Annotated in this window: 18 protein-coding genes and 1 pseudogene; 11 read left to right on the top strand and 8 right to left on the bottom strand. The window is 41.1% G+C overall.

Going from position 1 to position 21,072, the window contains the following annotated elements; translation table 11 throughout:
* Window positions 1-190 precede the first annotated feature (190 nt).
* The 6 genes from I6E69_RS17735 to I6E69_RS17710 are packed head-to-tail and all read right to left on the bottom strand — an operon-like array spanning window position 191 to window position 7,181.
* On the bottom strand, window positions 191-1,087 hold the full coding sequence (locus I6E69_RS17735; RefSeq protein WP_197121780.1) for a hydroxymethylglutaryl-CoA lyase: 897 nt from the start codon (window positions 1,085-1,087) through the stop codon (window positions 191-193).
* Window positions 1,087-3,105 (bottom strand): acetyl/propionyl/methylcrotonyl-CoA carboxylase subunit alpha, encoded by a 2,019-nt coding sequence (locus I6E69_RS17730; protein ID WP_197121779.1) that lies wholly within the window; start codon window positions 3,103-3,105, stop codon window positions 1,087-1,089. The genes I6E69_RS17735 and I6E69_RS17730 overlap by 1 nt, the downstream gene beginning before the upstream one ends.
* An 8-nt stretch (window positions 3,106-3,113) precedes the next feature.
* On the bottom strand, window positions 3,114-3,884 hold the full coding sequence (locus I6E69_RS17725) for an enoyl-CoA hydratase/isomerase family protein (protein WP_039489743.1): 771 nt from the start codon (window positions 3,882-3,884) through the stop codon (window positions 3,114-3,116).
* 12 nt (window positions 3,885-3,896) lie between these two features.
* The gene (locus I6E69_RS17720; protein WP_197121778.1) at window positions 3,897-5,504 is read right to left on the bottom strand and encodes a carboxyl transferase domain-containing protein; all 1,608 of its coding nucleotides are present in this window, start codon (window positions 5,502-5,504) and stop codon (window positions 3,897-3,899) included.
* Between the two features lie 10 nt (window positions 5,505-5,514).
* Entirely contained in the window at window positions 5,515-6,690 is a 1,176-nt protein-coding gene (locus I6E69_RS17715) for an isovaleryl-CoA dehydrogenase (RefSeq protein ID WP_197121777.1), read from the bottom strand.
* Window positions 6,691-6,746: 56 nt separating this feature from the next.
* Complete coding sequence (locus I6E69_RS17710) at window positions 6,747-7,181, bottom strand: MerR family DNA-binding transcriptional regulator (RefSeq protein WP_165723432.1); 435 nt, start codon at window positions 7,179-7,181, stop codon at window positions 6,747-6,749.
* Between the two features lie 330 nt (window positions 7,182-7,511).
* Here I6E69_RS17710 and I6E69_RS17705 point away from each other — a divergent pair, with 330 nt between their 5' ends.
* From I6E69_RS17705 to I6E69_RS17675, 7 genes are all read left to right on the top strand, one after another.
* The gene (locus tag I6E69_RS17705; RefSeq protein WP_197121776.1) at window positions 7,512-8,693 is read left to right on the top strand and encodes an acetyl-CoA C-acyltransferase; all 1,182 of its coding nucleotides are present in this window, start codon (window positions 7,512-7,514) and stop codon (window positions 8,691-8,693) included.
* 125 nt (window positions 8,694-8,818) lie between these two features.
* Window positions 8,819-10,309, top strand: coding sequence for a CoA-acylating methylmalonate-semialdehyde dehydrogenase (locus tag I6E69_RS17700; RefSeq protein ID WP_007376568.1), 1,491 nt, complete (start codon window positions 8,819-8,821; stop codon window positions 10,307-10,309).
* A gap of 162 nt (window positions 10,310-10,471) precedes the next feature.
* Complete coding sequence (locus tag I6E69_RS17695) at window positions 10,472-11,629, top strand: acyl-CoA dehydrogenase family protein (protein WP_007376567.1); 1,158 nt, start codon at window positions 10,472-10,474, stop codon at window positions 11,627-11,629.
* 10 nt (window positions 11,630-11,639) lie between these two features.
* Window positions 11,640-12,431 carry an enoyl-CoA hydratase gene (locus tag I6E69_RS17690; RefSeq protein WP_007376566.1) on the top strand — a complete coding sequence of 264 codons (792 nt, stop codon included), beginning with the start codon at window positions 11,640-11,642 and terminating at the stop codon, window positions 12,429-12,431.
* Entirely contained in the window at window positions 12,431-13,582 is a 1,152-nt protein-coding gene (locus I6E69_RS17685; protein ID WP_197121775.1) for an enoyl-CoA hydratase/isomerase family protein, read from the top strand. The genes I6E69_RS17690 and I6E69_RS17685 overlap by 1 nt, the downstream gene beginning before the upstream one ends.
* A gap of 10 nt (window positions 13,583-13,592) precedes the next feature.
* A complete protein-coding gene (gene mmsB, locus I6E69_RS17680; protein ID WP_149605553.1) occupies window positions 13,593-14,492 on the top strand; it encodes a 3-hydroxyisobutyrate dehydrogenase in 900 nt (299 codons plus the stop codon).
* A 9-nt stretch (window positions 14,493-14,501) separates the two neighbouring features.
* Complete coding sequence (locus I6E69_RS17675; RefSeq protein ID WP_197121774.1) at window positions 14,502-15,272, top strand: SDR family oxidoreductase; 771 nt, start codon at window positions 14,502-14,504, stop codon at window positions 15,270-15,272.
* 57 nt (window positions 15,273-15,329) lie between these two features.
* On the opposite strand, the pseudogene I6E69_RS20715 reads toward I6E69_RS17675, so the two are convergent.
* Window positions 15,330-15,479, bottom strand: a pseudogene (locus tag I6E69_RS20715) (integron integrase); the annotation flags it as partial.
* Window positions 15,480-16,208: 729 nt separating this feature from the next.
* Between I6E69_RS20715 and I6E69_RS17665 the strand changes: the two are divergent.
* From I6E69_RS17665 to I6E69_RS17650, 4 genes are all read left to right on the top strand, one after another.
* Window positions 16,209-16,430 carry a hypothetical protein gene (locus I6E69_RS17665; protein WP_002961860.1) on the top strand — a complete coding sequence of 74 codons (222 nt, stop codon included), beginning with the start codon at window positions 16,209-16,211 and terminating at the stop codon, window positions 16,428-16,430.
* A gap of 109 nt (window positions 16,431-16,539) precedes the next feature.
* Window positions 16,540-17,514, top strand: coding sequence for a transposase (locus I6E69_RS17660; protein WP_197121773.1), 975 nt, complete (start codon window positions 16,540-16,542; stop codon window positions 17,512-17,514).
* A gap of 404 nt (window positions 17,515-17,918) precedes the next feature.
* Window positions 17,919-19,082: a hypothetical protein gene (locus I6E69_RS17655; RefSeq protein WP_197121772.1), complete on the top strand. Its 1,164-nt coding sequence runs from the start codon at window positions 17,919-17,921 to the stop codon at window positions 19,080-19,082.
* 84 nt (window positions 19,083-19,166) lie between these two features.
* Window positions 19,167-19,838 (top strand): hypothetical protein, encoded by a 672-nt coding sequence (locus tag I6E69_RS17650; protein ID WP_197121771.1) that lies wholly within the window; start codon window positions 19,167-19,169, stop codon window positions 19,836-19,838.
* 87 nt (window positions 19,839-19,925) lie between these two features.
* Here I6E69_RS17650 and I6E69_RS17645 read toward each other — a convergent pair whose 3' ends face one another.
* Window positions 19,926-20,816 carry an IS30 family transposase gene (locus I6E69_RS17645; protein WP_197121770.1) on the bottom strand — a complete coding sequence of 297 codons (891 nt, stop codon included), beginning with the start codon at window positions 20,814-20,816 and terminating at the stop codon, window positions 19,926-19,928.
* Window positions 20,817-21,072: the final 256 nt, after the last annotated feature.

Here is a 21,072-nt window from a genome sequence, read left to right as displayed (position 1 = left end):
CCTGAACTCTGGTTAATAGATTTACTAACATATGAATCAGGGTGATATTTAAATTTATTTTCTCTAGCCAGAGATTTTCAGTGAAAACAAGGCGAATTTACGCGTCAATAGCTGGCCTATTGCAAGTAAATTCAACGCAGTTAGTGCTGAAAATAGCTGCTCGAGATAGATTTATTATCCAGAGCTCAGGTTATTTTGTGTGTAGTGCCACAGATACTTTGCTCACAGGTTGCTTACCAAGTGCTTTGGTTATTTCCCAGCCAGTGTCACTTAACCTTTGTAAATCAATTCCATGCTCAATGCCAAGCCCTTGCAGTAAGTAAACTACATCTTCGGTGGCAACATTTCCTGACGCACCCTTAGCATAAGGACAGCCACCAAGGCCCGCAACTGCCGCGTCAACCGTTGCAATACCTAGGCTTAAAGCTGCGTAAATATTTGTGAGCGCTTGGCCGTATGTATCATGAAAATGCACGGCCAACTTGGTTTTATCAATGTGCGTTAAAAGTAACTCGATTAACTGCGTTACTTTTTTAGCGGTGCCAACACCTATGGTATCGCCAAGGCTTACTTCGTAACATCCTAAATCTAGTAGCTTTTGCGATACACTCAGTACTGCTTGTGGGTCAATTTCACCCTCATAAGGGCAACCTAGCACACAGCTTACATAACCACGTACGCGAATATTATTCGCTTTAGCAAACGCCATTACTTCGCTAAAACGTTCAATACTTTGCTCTATTGAGCAGTTGATATTTTTTTGACAAAACGACTCACTCGCAGCTGTAAATATAGCAAACTCTTTAATGCCAACAGCATGCGCTGCTTGTGCACCTTTTAAGTTAGGTGTAAGAGCACTTAAATTTACGTCAGGTAAATCTAGCGCTGATATTACATCCGCTGAGTCTGCCATTTGCGGCACCCACTTAGGGGAGACAAACGCGCCCGCTTCAATATCTTTTAAACCTGCAGCACTTAGGGCGTTAATAAGCGCTACTTTATCGGCTGTGCTTACTGTTTTTTCGTTTTGTAGGCCGTCTCGCGCACCAACTTCAACAATACGTACTTTACTTGGAAAGGCACTCATTATGCACCTTCCTCAGTTGTATCTTCGACAATAGCAAGCAGAGCACCATGCGTTACTAATTCGCCTTCACCAAAACAATAGCTTTTTAAAATGCCGTCGTGTGGTGCGTTAAGCGTGTATTCCATTTTCATGGCTTCGATAATAACAACCGCATCGCCTTTGGTAATTGTGCTACCAATGTCGATTAAGTGCTTAACTACTGTGCCATTAAGGGGCGCGGCAAGAGGCAGTGCTTCGCTTTCGTGCGAACTAATATAATGTTTATCAACTAGCTCAAACTTAGTTTGCAGTGCTTTATTCATAACAGTGACAATATTGGCTACGGTACTATTGCCAACAGTATTATTACCTACCGTAGTTACGTGCGCGCTATGTTTTTCACCGTTAATAAATACACTGCAAAGATTATTATTTAATGTGCCTTGTAGATTAAAAACGTGCTCGTTATGCCTAATACTATAGCCTGCTGTCGTTTTTATAGCGCTTAGCTGCAAATCGGAAAAAGGGACTTTAATTGCTTGTGGTGCATTGAGTGTAAATCCAGTTAGTTGTTGCCACGGGCTTGCACTGTTTTGCGCATTTTGGGTATTAGTTAGCGATTCTAAATATGCAAAAGCAGCAATAAGCTGGCTCGTTTGTAATAACGATTCGTCAACCGCAACTAACGAGTCGCCTTGCTCTGCAATAAAGTGTGTGCTTGGCGCACCTTGTTTAAAGGTAGGGTGGCTTGCTAAATTATGTAAAAAGCCAATGTTAGTGCTAAAACCCGCTAAATGAAATTGCTCAAGGGCTTGTTGTAAGCGGCTCAGTGCTTGTTCGCGATTGTCGTCGTGCACAATAAGTTTTGCAATCATTGGATCGTAAAACGGGCTGATTTCGTCGCCTTGTGCAATGCCTGTATCAATGCGTACAAATTCACTGTTAAGCGGTGTGTGTAGTGCTTCAATAGTGCCCGAGCACGGAATAAAGTCGTTGGCTGGATCTTCTGCGTATATACGTGCTTCAAAGCTATGACCCTGCAATTGAATATCACTTTGTGTCAGTGGCAATGTTTGCCCACCCGCAATATTAATTTGCCAATTGACTAAATCTACACCCGTTACCATTTCGGTCACAGGGTGTTCTACTTGAAGGCGCGTATTCATTTCCATAAAGAAAAATTCATCGCCACAAAGTAAAAACTCAACCGTACCTGCGCCTCTATAATTTATAGCCAGAGCACAGCGTACAGCCGCTTCGCCAATTTCTTTGCGTAGTGCGTCAGATAAACCCGGAGCAGGGGCTTCTTCAATTACTTTTTGATGACGACGTTGCAAAGAACAATCACGATCGCCTAAATAAACACAGTTGCCATGGTTATCTGCAAATACTTGCACTTCAACATGGCGAGGCTGGTTTACATAGCGCTCTAATAACACTAAGTCGTTACCAAAACCGGCAATCGCTTCACGTTGCGCACCTTGTAGTGCGCTCATAAAGTCTTTTGCTTTTTGTACAACGCGCATGCCTTTACCACCGCCACCAAAGGCGGCTTTAATTAGTACAGGGTAGCCAATTTTTTCAGCTTCACTTTGTAAAAAAGCAGGGTCTTGCTCATCACCGTAATAACCAGGTACTAACGGTACGTTAGCAGCTGCCATTATTTCTTTAGCGCGGGTTTTAGACCCCATTGCTTCAATACTGCTTGCTGGTGGCCCTATAAAAGCAATGTTGTTAGCTTCGCAGGCTTTAGCAAATTCGCTGTTCTCAGATAAAAAACCATAGCCTGGGTGAATACAATCAGCGCCGCAGTCATTGGCAACTTGTAAAATTTTGTCTGCTACTAAATACGAATCTTTACTTGGCGCGGCACCAATATGGTAAGCCTCGTCAGCCATTTTTACGTGCTGGGCATGTTTGTCTGCATCAGAATAAACCGCGACCGTGGTTAAGCCCATTTGTTTTGCGCTGCGCATTACACGGCACGCAATTTCTCCACGATTGGCAATCAGTATTTTTTGTAATCGTTGTGTGTTCATAATCAATCCTACAGTTGCCAAGCGGGTGGGCGTTTATCAAAAAAAGCACTTAGCCCTTCTTGACCTTCTTCAGATACGCGAATTTTTGCAATACGCTCAGCGGTAAGCTCAATGAGTTCATCGGTTATTGGTTTATTTGCTACATCGTTAATTAATGCTTTTGCGGCTTTTACTGCAACAGGTCCGTTATCAATCAGTGTTTGCAGCATATTATCGAGTGCACAGTCTAAATTACCGGTTACTTGATGAATTAAACCAAGTTGCTTAGCAGTATGGGCATCAAACACTTCAGCCGTTAAAAAGTACCTGCGAGCAGCGCGCTCACCAATGGCTTTAATGACATACGGGCTAATAACCGCCGGAATAAGACCCAGCTTTACTTCACTTAAACAAAATTGCGCATCGTCTTTACTAAGGGCTATGTCGCAACAGGCAATTAAGCCCAGAGCACCACCAAAAGCGGCACCTTGCACAGCACAAATTGTAGGATGCGGGGAGCTTGCCAATACCTGCATTAACTTAGCTAATTGCATTGAATCAGCTAGGTTATCGGCATAGTTGTTATCAGCCATTGATTTCATCCAGGCTAAATCGGCGCCTGCTGAAAAGTGTTTACCCTCAGTTTTTAAAACCAAAGCACGAATATCAAGCGTATTTGCATGTTCAATACACTGAATAAGTTCGTGTATTACTTCACTGTTAAATGCATTTCTTTTTTCTGGGCGACTTAACACAAGTACAGCCACATTAGATTTTGTTATTTGTAGTGTTACTGACATTTTGCGCTCCGGTTACATTCTAAATACGCCAAATTTCGAATCACGTTTTGGTGCGTTATTAGCAGCCGTTAACGCAAGCCCTAATACATTACGTGTATCGGCAGGGTCTATAATGCCGTCATCCCACAAGCGTGCGCTGGCGTAATACGGATGACCTTGCTCTTCGTACTGATCAATAATTGGCTTTTTAAAATCACTGATTTCTTGCTCGCTCATGCTTTGGCCTTTGCGTGCTAAACCATCTTGTTTAACTTGCGCCATTACACCGGCTGCTTGCTCGCCGCCCATGACCGAAATACGGGCATTAGGCCACATCCACATCATAGTTGGTTCAAATGCGCGGCCACACATACCGTAGTTACCTGCGCCGTAAGAGCCGCCAATAAGTACTGTGAATTTAGGCACGTCAGCACACGAAACCGCCATCACCATTTTAGCGCCGTGCTTTGCAATGCCTTCGGCTTCGTATTTTTTACCCACCATAAAGCCGGTAATATTTTGTAAAAACACTAAAGGAATATTGCGCTGAGCACACAGTTGAATAAAGTGCGCGCCTTTTTGCGCCGACTCACTAAATAAAATACCGTTATTAGCCACTATGCCAACAGGATTGCCATAAATATTGGCAAAGCCGGTGACCAGCGTTTCACCAAAATAGCGTTTAAATTCATCAAATGATGAGTCGTCCACTGTGCGCGCTATTACTTCGCGTACATCAAACGGCTTTTTAAGGTCGGTGCCTACAATGCCGTAAAGCTCGTTTATATCGTAACGGGGTGGTTTTACATCTTCTAGAAGAGGGGCGGTCTGACGTGTGTAGTTAATGCGCTCAATACATTGGCGCGCAATAGACAGCGCATGAGCATCGTTTTCAGCGTAGTGATCGGCAACACCCGAAATTTTACAGTGCACATCGGCGCCGCCTAACTCTTCGGCTGTTACTTCTTCGCCGGTTGCTGCTTTTACAAGTGGCGGGCCTGCTAAAAATATAGTGCCTTGATCTTTTACAATAATGCTTTCATCTGCCATTGCAGGTACGTACGCACCACCTGCGGTACATAATCCCATTACCACGGCTATTTGTGGAATACCTTTACCCGACATACGGGCTTGATTGTAAAAAATACGACCAAAATGCAACTTATCTGGAAATACATCATCTTGCTCTGGCAGGTTTGCACCGCCAGAATCCACCAAATAAATACACGGTAAGTGGCAGCGCTCGGCGATATCTTGTGCGCGTAAATGCTTTTTAACAGTAAGCGGAAAATATGTACCGCCTTTAACCGTGGCATCGTTTGCAATAATCATGCATTCAACGCCTTTAACACGGCCAATACCGGCTACAACGCCTGCACAAGGTATTGCTTGTTCGTACACACCAAAGGCTGCAAATTGCGAAATTTCTAAAAACGGTGAGCCTTCGTCAATTAATGTATTTATGCGGTCGCGTACAAATAATTTACCACGGCCTTCGTGGCGCTCTTTTAATGCAGCGCCTCCGCCTTGGCTAATTGTTGCTACTTTACTACGTAAATCATCCACCAGCGCTGACATATTTTTATGGTTTTGCACAAACGTTGGGTCGTGAGGATTAACGCTCGATTTTAAAATAGTCATGGTTTAATCCTTAACGGCTTTCTGTGAAAAGTTCGCGGCCAATAAGCATGCGGCGAATTTCGGATGTACCAGCACCAATTTCGTATAATTTAGCGTCACGAAGAAGACGGCCCGTTGCGTATTCGTTTATGTAGCCATTGCCACCTAAAATTTGAATTGCATCTAGTGCCATTTTAGTTGCAAGCTCTGCTGCGTATAAAATTGCACCGGCTGCATCTTTACGGGTGGTTTCGCCTCGGTCACACGCTTTAGCTACCGTATATACGTATGAGCGCGCAGCATTCATTTGTGTATACATGTCGGCTACTTTGCCCTGAATTAACTGAAATTGACCAATAGGGGTATCAAACTGTTTACGCTCATGAATGTACGGTACCACTATGTCCATACACGCTTGCATAATGCCAAGCGGGCCCGCTGCTAGTACTACGCGTTCGTAATCAAGGCCACTCATAAGTACTTTAACGCCTTCGTTTAAGTTACCTAAAATGTTTTCCTCTGGTATTTCACAGTTTTCAAATACTAGCTCACAGGTGTTTGAGCCGCGCATGCCCAGTTTGTCGAGCTTTTGCGCTGTTGAAAAACCAGGAAAGTTGCTCTCAACAATAAACGCGGTAATGCCTTTAGCGCCGGCGTTTAAATCTGTTTTAGCGTAAATAACGAGTGTGTGTGCGTCGGGACCATTGGTGATCCACATTTTGTTGCCGTTTAAAATGTACTTATCGCCTTTTTTCTCGGCTTTAAGTTTCATCGATACAACGTCAGAGCCCGCATTAGGCTCGCTCATTGCAAGAGCACCAATGTGCTCACCACTAATAAGCTTAGGTAAGTATTTTTCTTTTTGAGCTTGTGACCCGTTACGGTTAATTTGATTAACACACAGGTTTGAATGCGCGCCATAGCTTAGGCCAATTGATGCGCTAGCACGGCTTATTTCTTCCATAGCAATAACATGTTCTAAGTAACCTAAACCGGCGCCGCCAAGTTCTTCAGATACGGTCATACCTAGTACGCCCATTTCGCCCATTTGAGACCAAAGTTGATTTGGAAAAGCGTTATCTAAGTCCGTTTTTTCAGCAAGCGGGGCAATCTCCTGACTCGCAAAACTGTTTACGTGGTCGCGGATCATATCGGCGGTTTCGCCAAGGCCAAAGTTCATTTCTTTATATAGTGAAATAGTGCTCATGATTCATTCCTGTGTGACGTGTGTGTTGTCAGTGTGTTTTTATTTTAAAAATAAACTTACTCGTCTATTTTATTAAGCGTGTCTCTACAGCGGCGCTCGGCCGTCACTAACTCCATAAGAACAACTTTAATGTCGTCCATTTGTTGAGATAGGTCTGCTTTTTTTTCTGAAATAAGGTCAAGCATAGTAACCAACTGCTTAGCGCTTGATTTATCTGCGTCGTACAGTTCAAACAAACGACCGGTTTCGGCCAATGTAAAGCCCAATCGTTTACCACGTAATATTAGTTTTAAACGCACTTTATCGCGTTTTGAATAAATACGGGTTTGACCATTACGATCAGGCGTTATTAACCCTTGGTCTTCGTAAAAGCGAATAGAGCGGGTTGTAATGTCAAATTCTTTAGCGAGTTCGCTAATGCTAAATGTTTGTTCATTACTGGCCGGCATTTTGGCTGAGCTTGCAAAGTTTGTTTGATTATCTGGTTTCATAATTGTATTTACCTCATTCGAATAACTCCAATATAAGTGAAGTTTACGTAAAGGTAAAGCTTGGTGTGATTTGAAACTATTTATAAAGAGATGTTTGAGCGAGGTATTGATTTATATTATTAATACTCAATGGGTTACTTTTATTTTATCAGTGTAGTCTAACCGATGGAAAATAATCCTTACACTTATAAAACTAAAAATTAAGCTGTTTTTAGTTGACGTTGGCGTAAACGTTAGTATTGTGTAAGGGTATTAAATAATAAATGAATACTAAATTAATAGAGCAAATATACTAACAACTATTTGCATATAAATACAATGGAGTTAGTTATGACTTTAGAATCAGTGGTAATTGTAGCAGCAAAACGCACCCCAATGGGTGGTTTTATGGGAGCGTTAAGTGATGCGCAGTCTACCGAGCTTGGCGCTACCGCCATTGCAAGTGCACTTGCACAAACTGGTTTAGCTAATGATGCAATAGACGAAGTAATTATGGGCTGTGTATTACCAGCAGGCCTTGGACAAGCACCCGCACGCCAAGCAATGTTAAAAGCAGGCCTTGCACTTAGCACTGGCGCTATAACAATTAACAAAGTATGTGGCTCTGGTTTAAAAGCGGCCATGCTTGCAAACGATTTAATTAAAGCAGGCTCTATTCAATCTGCTATTGCTGGTGGCATGGAAAGCATGACAAACGCACCGTACTTCATACCAAAAGCGCGTGGCGGTATGCGCATGGGACATGGCGAAATAAAAGATCACATGATGAGCGATGGCCTTGAAGATGCTTACGACAACAAAGCAATGGGTTGTTTTGCACAAGACACCGCCGACGAATACGGCATTGGCCGCGAGCAAATGGATGCGTTTGCATTAGGCTCATTAAGTAAAGCTAAAGCCGCGATACAAAATGGTAGCTTTGATAACGAAGTTGCACCGCATACGATGCAAACACGCAAAGGCGATGTAACAGTATCGATTGATGAGCAACCAGGTAACGCCCGCCCAGAAAAAATTCCTACCTTACGTGCAGCTTTTAAAAAAGACGGCACTATTACAGCGGCTAATTCATCGTCAATTTCAGACGGTGGCGCAGCGCTTATATTAATGAGCGAATCAAAAGCAAAAGAGCAAGGCTTAACACCGCTTTGTAAAATTGTGGCGCACAGTACTCACTCTCAAAAACCAAGTGAATTTACTGTAGCACCAGTAGGCGCTATGAACAGCGTGCTTGAAAAAGCAGGTTGGGCTGTAAACGACGTTGATCTTTGGGAAATTAACGAAGCATTTGCCATGGTAACCATGCTGGCTATTAACGAGTTAAAACTTGATGAAAGCAAAGTAAACGTCAATGGCGGTGCATGTGCACTTGGTCACCCAATTGGTGCAAGCGGCGCGCGCATTTTAGTAACGCTTATTCATGCCCTTAAAAACCGAGGCCTTAAAAAAGGCATTGCGTCTTTATGTATTGGTGGCGGTGAAGCGGTTGCTATGGCCGTAGAAGCGTATTAACTAGGTATTTAATAGTTATAAGAAAGCTGTACGAATAACTATAAAAGCGCTGCACTAATAATACTAACAAAGCGGCGCTACCAATTTTAAAAGAGAACACACAACTCACACACTAGGATTTAATCATGCACCAAGTACCACTACTTATTAATGGCGAATTTATTCAATCAGCATCAAAAGAGCTTATCGATGTTATAAACCCAGCAACTCAAGAAGTACTTGCACAAGTGCCATGTACCACAGAATCAGAAATGGACGCAGCAATTGCCTCAGCCTCTGAGACGTTTAAAACATGGAAAGACGTACCCATTACTGAACGTGCTCGCATTATGATGAAGTACGCGGCGCTATTAAAAGAACATCACGATGAGCTTGCTACCATAATTTGCCACGAATTGGGTAAAACATTTGAAGATGCAAAAGGCGATGTTTGGCGCGGTATTGAAGTAGTAGAACAAGCCGCTAACGCACCATCATTAATGATGGGTGAAACAATGGAGAACGTAGCGCGTAAAATCGATACGTATTCTTACATGCAGCCACTTGGCGTGTGTGCGGGCGTTACTCCGTTTAACTTCCCTGCAATGATCCCACTTTGGATGTTCCCGCTGGCTATTGTGTGTGGTAACACCTTTATTTTAAAACCGTCTGAGCAAGACCCACTTACACCAATGCGCTTAGCTGAGCTATTTATTGAAGCCGGTGCACCAAAAGGCGTATTACAAGTTGTTCACGGTACAAAACCACAAGTAGACCGCCTATTAGAAGATAAGGCAGTGCGCGCTATTTCGTTTGTTGGCTCGTGTGGTGTAGGTGCTTATATTTATTCTAAAGGCACACAAAATCTTAAACGTGTGCAAGCGTGTGTTGGTGCTAAAAACCACATGGTTATTATGCCTGATGCAAGTAAATCGCACGTCGTAAATAACTTAGTAGGCGCATCGGTCGGTGCTGCTGGCCAGCGTTGTATGGGCATTTCGGTTGCTGTATTTGTAGGTCAAGCAAGTCAGTGGGTAGATGAAATTAAAGCAGGCTTTGAAAATGTACGCCCAGGCGTGTGGGATGATGCAAACGCGGCATACGGTCCACAAACATCAAAAGCAGCAAAAGCACGTATTTTATCACTCATTGCTGGTGGTAAAGAGCAAGGCGCTACCTGTTTAATTGATGGTTCTGACTTTACGGTTGAAGGGTATGAGCAAGGTAACTGGGTTGGCCCAACGTTATTTACCGATGTAACCAAAGAGATGGATTTATACAAAGAAGAAATATTTGGTCCAGTACTGGCGTGTATGTTTGTAGACACGCTTGATGAGGCAATCGCACTTATTAACGACAGCCCTTACGGTAACGGCACCTCGTTATTTACCTCAAGCGGCGCAGTGGCTCGTAAATTCCAACACGAAATTGAAGTAGGCCAAGTAGGTATTAATGTGCCAATTCCGGTGCCACTTCCGTTCTTTTCGTTCACTGGTTGGAAAGGCTCATTTTATGGCGATACTCACACGTACGGTAAACAAGGTATTCGTTTTTATACAGAAACTAAAACGATTACATCACGTTGGTTTGAAGACGACATTGCGTCGGGTCCAAACATGAGTATTAACTTAAAATAATCGTAATTAAAAAATTAGTAAATAAAAGAATAATTAATAAAAAAGATGGGCGCGAAGGCTACTTCACACACAACACACACATAAGCCTTCGCCGCTCGTCACAAACTATCCCTGTGACGGGAAACACTAACAACACAACTAACACAATTAAAGAGGTCTACCATGGACTTTAACTTATCAGAAGATCAACAAGCCTTTGCTCAAACAGCACGCCAATTTGCCGAGTCAGAACTTGCGCCCCATGCCGCAAAATGGGATCGCGAACATATTTTTCCTAAAGACACGATTAAAGCTGCGGGCGAGCTTGGTTTTTGTGGTTTATACACGCCAGAGGAAGCAGGCGGCCTTGGTTTATCTCGTTTAGATTCGAGCATTATTTTTGAACAACTTGCTATGGGCTGTACCGCAACAACGGCTATGTTAACCATTCATAATATGGCTACCTGGATGGTAGCAAGTTTTGGTACCGATGCCGTTAAAGACAAATACGTAGAGCAATTAGTAATGGGCGAGTTACTTGCCTCTTACTGTTTAACAGAGCCAGGCTCGGGCTCAGACGCCGCATCACTTAAAACCAAAGCCGTGCTTGAAGGTGATGAGTACGTTATTAATGGCTCAAAAATGTTTATATCGGGCGCGGGCGAAACCGAAGTATTAGTGGTAATGGCACGTACAGGCGGCGAAGGCGCTGCGGGTATTTCGGCATTTGTAGTGCCTGCCGACGCAAAAGGCGTGCAATACGGCAAAGCTGAGGAAAAAATGGGTTGGAACGCACAACCTACACGCCTAATTAGCTTTGAAGATGTACGCATTCCTGCACATAACTTGTTAGGCGCAGAGGGCGAAGGCTTTAAATTTGCGATGCAAGGCCTTGATGGCGGTCGAATTAACATTGCCACATGTTCAATTGGTACAGCGCAAGCGGCGCTTAATACAGCCCGTGAATATTTAAAAGAGCGTACACAATTTGGTAAGCCATTGGCTTCGTTTCAAGCATTGCAATTTAAAATTGCCGATATGAACACCGAGCTTGTAGCTGCGCGCCAAATGGTTAGGCTTGCTGCATTTAAACTTGATAATAACGACGTTGAAAAAACCACTTACTGCGCCATGGCTAAACGTTTTGCTACCGATGTTGGCTTTACTGTGTGTAACGACGCACTGCAAATTCATGGTGGTTACGGTTACATAAAAGAATACCCGCTTGAGCGCCATGTACGTGATGTACGCGTTCATCAAATTTTAGAGGGCACTAACGAAATTATGCGTGTGATTATAGCGCGCCGTATTTTGGCTGAGTCTGCAAGCGACGTTTTATAAGGAGCAATGTATGTCAGAATCTAAATCTAATCCGAGTATTGAACTTACAACCGAAGGTCATGTTGCTATTTTAACTATGTCTAACCCGCCAGCAAACACCTGGACAAAAGACACCCTAGTTGATTTAAAAAATACCGTTAACGCGCTTAATAATAATAAAAATATTTATGCATTAGTACTGACTGGTGAAGGCGAGAAGTTTTTTAGCGCGGGTGCCGACCTAAACGTATTTGCTGGTGGCGATAAAGGCGTAGCCGCCGATATGTCGCGTGTATTTGGTGAAGCATTTGAAGCGCTTGCTAATTTTAGAGGCGTGTCGGTCGCGGCCATTAACGGTTACGCAATGGGCGGCGGGCTAGAGGTGGCGCTTGCGTGCGATATACGTATTGCGGAAGAGCAAGCACAAATGGCGCTCCCTGAAGCTAAAGTTGGCTTATTACCCTGTGCGGGTGGTACACAAAATTTAGCATGGCTAGTAGGCGAAGGCTGGGCAAAGCGCATGATTTTATGCGGCGAGCGCTTAAAAGCTGATAAAGCCTTGCAAATCGGCTTAGTAGAAGAAGTAGTACCACAAGGTGAAAGCTTTGCGGCAGCACTAAAACTGGCCAACCAAGTGGCCGATCAAAGCCCCACCTCAGTGGCTGCATGTAAAACATTGATTCAAAAAGGGCGCCAACAACCAATGGCAAGTGTATTACCTCTTGAGCGCGAGTTATTTGTTGGTTTATTTGATACCGAAGATCAACAAGAAGGTGTAAATGCCTTTTTAGAAAAACGCCGCGCTAACTGGGTAAACGGCTAATGAGTGCTTTAACATTATTAAATAGCGCCGATGAGCCCGTGGTATTTGAAACCGCAACCGCAGAAAACGGCAGTTTAATAGGGATTATTACACTCAATGCGCCAAAAGCGTTAAATGCACTTAATTTTGAGATGATCAAATTACTTGAACCACAATTGCGAGCTTGGCAAGATGATGATGCTATTGCAATGCTCTTGTTAAAAGGCGCAGGCGATAAAGCATTTTGTGCAGGCGGCGATGTTGTAAGCCTTCATCATGCAATGGCGCAAGGTAAACCAACAAGCTTAGTTGAAGAGTTTTTTACACTAGAATACAAGCTTGATTATCTTATTCATACCTTTGATAAACCTATCCTCGTTTGGGGTAACGGCATAGTGATGGGCGGCGGTTTAGGGCTAATGGCCGGTGCTAGCCACCGTGTTGTTACAGAAACATCACGCATTGCCATGCCAGAGCAAACCATAGGTTTATACCCTGATGTAGGCGGTAGTTACTTTTTACATAAAATGCCACACAGTGTTGGGTTATTTTTAGGGCTAACGTCGGCATCAATTAACTGTGACGACGCGCGTTTTGTATCGCTTGCCGATCACTTTATCGACAGCACTAAATATGATTCCATGCTTGCGCAAATTTTAGCAGCTAAATGGGGCAAAACCGCAAGCTTAAATCATGAGCGTTTAACTAAGTTATTAACCGATTTAGACAACCAATCTGCGCGTATGCCTAAAGGCAATATAAAAGCTAATTTAAAAACGATTCAAAAGCTGGGTGAATTTACAACCTTGCAGGAGCAAGTTGATTATATTTTAGGGCTAGCTACTGACAATAAATGGCTACAGCGCGCTCAAAAGTCACTTAAACACGGATGCCCACTAAGCTGCGCACTTGTAAGTGAGCAATTAAAAACAAGTAAAGGCAAAAGCTTATTAGCGTGTTTTAAAATGGAGCTGGGTATGTCGGTTCGCGCTGGCGAAGTAGGTGAGTTTCAAGAAGGTGTAAGGGCGTTATTAATAGATAAAGACGGGGCGCCTAATTGGCAGTACAAAACACTTAGTGATGTCCCACAAACAATAGTAGACAGCTTTTTTGCTAATCGCTTTGGCGAAAACCACCCACTCAATGGCTTAGACACGCCAACACACAAATAAAGGAAAGACGATGACTAAACTCAATATTGGTTTTATCGGCTTAGGTAATATGGGCGGCCCAATGGCGGCTAACTTAATTAAAGCTGGACATACTGTGAGTGTGTTCGATTTAAACCAGTCGGTCGTAAATGAACTTGCAAGCAAAGGCGCAAAAGCAGCAGTTGATGCAAAGCAGTGCGCAACCAATGCTGACGTACTTATTAGTATGTTACCTGCGGGCAAACATGTTAAATCGCTGTATTTAGGTAATAACGACGACAGCGGTTTAATTAACGTGCTGAGCAACAATACATTAGTAATTGATTGCTCAACAATAGATGCAGAATCAGCACGCACTGTAGGCAGTGCACTTGGCAAGCAAGGCATAAGCTTTGTAGATGCACCGGTATCGGGCGGCGTTGCAGGCGCAACTGCTGGCACTCTTACTTTTATTGTAGGCGGCGAAAAAGCCGCGTTCGATAAAGCAAATACAGTGCTTAGTGATATGGGTAAAAACATATTTCATGCAGGCGATATTGGCGCAGGGCAAGTAGCAAAAATATGTAATAACATGCTACTTAGCATTTTAATGGCAGGCACCAGCGAAGCACTGCAGATGGGTATTAATAACGGCCTCGATCCTAAAGTACTTAGCGACATTATGACCGCAAGTTCTGGCCGTAACTGGACGCTTGAACTTTACAACCCTTGCCCAGGTGTAATGGATACAGCCCCTGCAAGCAATGATTACAAACCAGGCTTTATGGTTGATTTAATGGCTAAAGATTTAGGGCTTGCCATGGAAGCCGCACAGCAAAGTAATTCATCAACCCCTATGGGTTCAATGGCTAAAAATTTATACACTATGCTACAACACCAAGGTGCGGGTAGTGATGACTTTAGTGCCATTTTTAAACTGTTTTCTAAGTAGGAGCAACGCGTGGAAATTAAAAATAACACGGTAGTAATAACCGGTGGCGCACAAGGTTTAGGCTTTGCAATGGCGCAAAAGTTTGCACTTATGGGTGCTAACATTGCTTTAATAGATATGGCGCAAGAACTTCTAAATGCCGCATGCGAAGAACTCACACAGCTTGAAGGTGTAACCAGCAACATAAAAGGTTATGCCGCAAACGTGACAAATGAGAGCGAAGTAGAAAACGTATTTAATACCATTAACAGCGATTTTGGCCACATTGGTGTGCTTATAAACAACGCCGGTATTTTACGCGACGGCATGTTTATAAAGGCTAAAGACGGTAAAGTCGTTAAAAAAATGTCTCTTGAGCAATTTCAATCAGTGATTGATGTAAACCTGACAGGTGTGTTTTTAGCAGGGCGGGAAGCTGCAAGCCACATGATTGAATCAGGCAAAGGCGGCGTTATAGTTAATATGTCGAGCGTAGCGCGCGCAGGTAACATAGGCCAAACAAACTACGCGGCATCAAAAGCAGGCGTAGTGGCACTTACCACCACATGGGCTAAAGAACTTGGTCGATTTGGTATACGCGTAGGCGCTATTGCACCAGGTGTTATAAACACCGCCATGACCGACGCCATGAAGCCAGAAGCCAAACAACGTATGCTTGCAGTAACGCCAGTCGGGCGTTTAGGCGAAAGCGACGAAATTGCGCATACTGCACAATACATAATCGAAAACGACTTTTTTACCGGCCGTGTGGTTGAAATAGACGGCGGCATTCGTTTGTAAACCGAACTGGATTAAGGTTGATTAAAAGCATAGCTCTTTGGGTTATGCTTTTTTGTTTTAAATCGGGGAGTTTATAATCTTGCAAAAGGGCTGATAACGGCGTTGACATTTTGTTGTGAAATTAGTTGCTCGTTTGCTCTTAATAAAACCTAATGAGAGTGGCTTTTTAATCACTTCTTTAAATAAAAAGCTCAACGCATTTAAGGCTTGTGTTTGAGTGTTAGGAGCAACATTTTGTTGGTTGACTAAACGAGTTTAAAAAGCTAAAAAAGTTCGACCTCATTATCTCCCATCGTTGTTGGGTGCCTCATAGAATTAAATCAAATAAACGAAGCTATCCAGTATAAATACGCTTTAATAGTACTTTTAGCATAACGCTTTAGATACATTTGTTCGGCTATCATAGTTAAAAAAGATGATTTCATGATATGAATCTCTAGGGCGTGTTGATCTTTGTGGATTGAAATTTGTTCAATCTAGGGGCGATTAAATCGCGGCGCGAGGTTTGTAACCTAGTGGGCTAAGTAAAAACCGAGCAACAAAGAGTTAATCGTCCCTAGAAAGAACCCAAAGGGCAGCGCATGTTTGGTATTTATGCTGCGTTATCGCCTATTCATGGGGAATAACCACACTACATAGGCTCCGCCTTGCCTAAAAACCAAACATACTGCTGCAAATTCACCCACCAAAGATCAACACGCCCTAGTAAAAGTTAACTGTATATATAAACAGAACCTGTTGTTTTATCCAATATTACTGATCTTCACCATTTCGGTGTATTTGTGCATTGATTAAAAATAATTTCCAGTTAACTAATTGTTTACAGGTGTTTATTTGATGATTAAGATAAATACACTGTAATATATGGACATTTGTCGGTTTATAAAACGACAAATGTCGTAGACAAAATTGTTATAACCAAAGGAGTTGTAGTGGATGGAATCAAAAGTAAAGTTAACTGGTGGCACGTTATTCGTAATAGCGTTAATTGTTCTCTTTTTGGGGAATGCACGTTCCATAGAAATTGTAGAAAAACTAGATGAGATACAGTCTGATGTTTCTAGCTTAAAAAGTGAAGTTGCATCTTACAAGCAGCAAGTTGAAATATTGAAAAATGAAAACCTTAACTTAAAAGAACAACTTAGAAGTGGTAATTAGTTATAACAGAATAATTAACAGAATTAACAGTGACACCCATCCTAAATTTTGCACTTTATGGAGTTAGAGGCTAGCCTTTATTTAGTGCAAAAAACAAGCAGGGTGTCTTATGGCAATTGCAAGAAAGCGTCAAATAAGTCTGGTTGATACAAAATATTACCATTGTATTTCGCGTTGCGTACGTCGTGCATTTTTATGTGGCGAAGACCGTTTTACATGTCAATCTTACGAGCATCGACGAGGTTGGGTTGAAGATAAGTTACTTATGCTCGCAAAAATATTTTGTATTGATGTATGTGCTTATGCCGTAATGAGTAATCACACCCATTTGGTACTATATGTAGATGATAAGAAAGCAAACAGGCTGAATGATAAAGCGATTGTTATTCGCTGGCATAAACTCTGTAAAGGCACATTGTTAACGCAAAAATATGTACAAGGTGAAAAGCTAAGTAAAGTTGAACTTATCATTTTTAATCAAACAGTAAAGCAATACCGCGAACGCTTATCAAGTATCAGCTGGTTTATGCGGCTATTAAATGAAGACATTGCCCGCAGAGCAAATAAAGAAGATAACTGCACGGGTAGATTTTGGGAGGGTAGATTCAAATCGCAAGCATTACTAGATGAAGCAGCACTTGCAGCTTGTATGGCCTATGTCGATTTAAATCCCATTAGGGCTAAAATGGCTAACACACCAGAAGAGTCAGACCATACCAGTGTACAAAATCGCTTAACATGCGCGGCAGAAGGTAAACAACCTAAGCAGTTACTACGTTTTGCAGGCATGCCACGTCAGCTTATGCCTAAAGGGCTGCCGTTTGAGCTTAAATCGTACCTTGAACTTGTTGAGCTAACAGGGCGAATAATACGAGAGAATAAACGCGGGTATATTGATAACATGAACCTTCCTTTGCTAGAAAGGCTTAATATATCCCCAGATAACTGGCTAAAACTCACTACGCAATTTACGCGCGTATTTCATGGTGCAGTAGGCAGACCCACTTCACAAGCAAGTTACTGTGAAAATTTAAAGCGTAAACGGCGATCAAATATTAGCAATTGCGAAAAGCTACTCGCATAAATTAAAACAGTTCAGTAAAAGTTAAAAATGCCATTACGGAGTTATTTTCATGCGTGTAATTTGGGTTTAAAAATGTAATGACTTATTTAATAGATGAAATGAAAGCGACCCAGTAATAAAAGGTTAATTATGAACCTGAAGAGCTAATTTTGTGGCACAGTTTTGTTTGTTCAATTAAAGTGGCTGTCTGGTTAGGTCGGTATTAGCTCGCTATGTTTTATAAAGAACTTACTTAAAAGGCGTATTAAAGCTTTGTGTCTTACGGCTGTGTATTTGAATTTTCCAAAGAAGATGGATGGGTAATCATTGTTGCGTCTAGTTAATTGGTTTTTTGAAAACCTTAAGTATTTATATGTTTTGAGTGTTTGCAATTATGCATGCTCTTTTTATTTAAAGAGGGAATTTTGGCTAATTCAATTATATTAAAATCACTATTAGAAACAATTAAATGGCTACTCATTTGGCTAACTGTAGCAGGGCTTGTGCTAGGTGTTTTAAGTCAAGGCTTGATTTTTGATACAAGTGATGGGCTTGATATTTTATTAATTCTTGCGCTTTTGATGTTTCAACATCGATTAAAATTTGATGAACATAATAATCAAATTGATGTAAATTGTGCTGCTTATTTTTTTAAGAAAAAAATCTTCACGTTTAATCACCATACCATTGACACTAACACGATTAAAACAATTTCATGCCAAGATAATAAAGCCATTAGTGTGATTGATATTAATTACACCTCAGCAGATGGCAAGCTTAGTACCTACACGTTTAGGTGTTTTAAGCAATCTAAACAAGCGCAGCTAGTAGTGAATAAGCTTTCAACCGTTGAGCGTGTTTATACTGCTAAACGTGAAGAGGCCGAGGCTGAAAAAACAAACTCAGCAACAGTAAACAAATTTTCAAAAATATTCCCACAAAATACTATTTTAGGTAACGCTGAGGCTAAAAATAATATTCCTATACTTAGATGTGCGCTACCGCTCCCTAATAGTAAGAAAAATTTAGTTCATTTCATCGTGTTGTGTTTTGCTTTGCTTACGCTATTTATTGCGTTTTCATCACAAAATTGGAAACCCTCTTTTGCATTTTTAATAATAACTTATGCAAGTTATTATTTTGCTAGAATTATTATTTGTAATAAATACTATTTTATAAAAACAGCGCCCTTAAGCTCCATAATAATAGATGATGATGAACTTTATTTACCCGCGTTATTATTCACTGATAAAACACCGCGCACACTAACTAAGCAGGATATTATTAGCATTGAGGCTAAATGGAATTACGATCACGACTCAGTTGAAGGCTCGATTGGCAGAACTTCAAAAAGGTCGCATTTAATCTCACTTGTATTTAATACAACAAAGGGGCAGAGTATCCCACTGTCTCATTGGAGTGTTGATAGTAAAACACTTGTGTTTTCATTATTAAAATATAAATATCCAGTATCGTTAGACAGAACAAGTCAAATGGTTTACCCATTTAAACTTCACGTGGGGCTATTCGTTTTTTTGTTTATACTCATTCTACTTGTTATGAGCCTACCAAAAATTATATCTACTTAATGTAAAGGTATTTTAGGCGCTGATAACAGTTCAATACAGCGTGGTTACGTCGCTTTTTAACAGCTAAATTTTAAGGATGAAATTTTGAAAAATATAGTTAAATTAATAATTATTCTCACTGCAAATTTATGTGGTTATGCACACGCACAAAATAACCTAACACTTAATTATCAAGTCACTAAAGAAATAAATCATTTCGCAGACATTAAAATAAAAGTCACCGATAACTACCTTCGTACAGACTATATTTTGCCAAATAAAACATTTACAGAAATGACTATTAAAGATGATGGACAATATATTTTAGATCATCAAAAAAATATCGCATACAGATTAGATTATACCGTAAATAAAGAAAATAGTGATAAAGCTTTAACGGGTATGCTGCAACACGCCCCAGGATTTACCAAAGAGCAAATTTATGAAATGAGCTTAGATCCTAAAAACGACCCTAATAACTATATTGCTTATGAAAAGGAAGGAGAAAACTTATTTAAAGGGTATTTTGATGGTGAAAAAGTCCAGACAGTTAAAACACTTACATTCCCAAATCAGTTTTTATCATCTACTGAATATACTTGGCTTTTAAAACGAGCAAGAGAGGATACTTATTTTGGAAAAGCATTTGTTGGTTTTTTAGATGTGCCTTTAATTGACTTTATACGTAAATTTAAGTACGACACAAATGAAATGCCGACGGAAATCACACTGCATAATGAAGGGAAAACCATTTTTTTAAAGGCTCCTAGATTCTAATTGGAAGTGCACCACCTAATTCATTATAGACTTCATTTGGTGTTTTAAATCCTAAACATTTTCTAGGGCGATTATTTAGTTGTTCCTCTACTTTTTTAATTGCTGATGGCTTACTTTGCTAAAGTTTGTTTTCTTCGGGTAATACCTTCTAATTAAACCATTTATTTGTTCTACAGCACCTTTTTCCCAGCTGTGGTAAGGCTCACAAAAATAAGATTTATTTTTCAAAATGGCTTCTACTTTTTTAAACTCTGTATTTTCAGAGCCATTGTCATAAGTTATCGATAAACAAGAACTCGGTGGGTAAATAGATAGTTTTTTACATATTGCATTCGATGTCGCTAGAGCTTTTTTAGATGGTAATTTGGTGATATGACACACTCTAGAAACTCGTTCAAGTAACACATTCAGCGCACATTTTCTGTCGCTAGATTCAACAGAGTCACTTTCCCAATGCCCAAAGTTTTTTCTGAGATTAATGTCATCTGGCCTGTCTAAAATACTACATCTTTGACCCCAAACTGTTTTCGTTTTACGGGTTGGATATTTTTTCTTACGTTTTTTATGTTGCCTAGCTAAATATACAATAAGTGATGGTTCATTCTTGTATATATATTGATTAATGGCCTCGTGAGATACGTTGGGTAAGGTTTTATCAAATTTTATTCGCCCAGCTATGATCTCTGGACTCCACCCAAGCTTGAGCTTATCAGTCACATATCGTTGAGCTTCAACAGACTTAAGCTTAACTCGCTTAGCTCTCTCCCTTACCCTTACTTCGTAATACATTTGAGCTGGATGAGGGTAATAAGTTGGTACGTAATAATCATATTTATTACGCTTTAACTCTCGGCTAATAGTGCTATGTGAACGATTTAGTAATCGGCTCACCTCACGTATTGATTTTTTTTGGTAATGATACCACTCAAATAAACGACAACGTTCAAAGTTAGATAAATGTGAATATTGGGTACCCATGGCACACCTCCTGAACTTATAGTTTAGTAAAGGTGGTGCACTTCGACCTTGAATCTGCCCCCATTCTACAAACGTTTGCCTTAAAAACTTAGTGCATGAGTACCGCCAGTGTATCCATTCCTTTTTGCCACTGCGTTCGAAATAAACTAGACATCCTTTCTAAATTTTATGAAAAACACTAGGGCGTGTTGATCTTTGTGGTATGAAAAACAAACAGCATGAAGATAAGGTATAATTGAATTCGCCAGAAAACTTT

This window comes from Pseudoalteromonas sp. NZS100, assembly GCF_015864815.1.
Lineage (GTDB): Bacteria > Pseudomonadota > Gammaproteobacteria > Enterobacterales > Alteromonadaceae > Pseudoalteromonas > Pseudoalteromonas distincta.
Note: the sequence above shows the minus strand (reverse complement) of the source record. Positions and strands in the feature narration are given on the sequence as shown.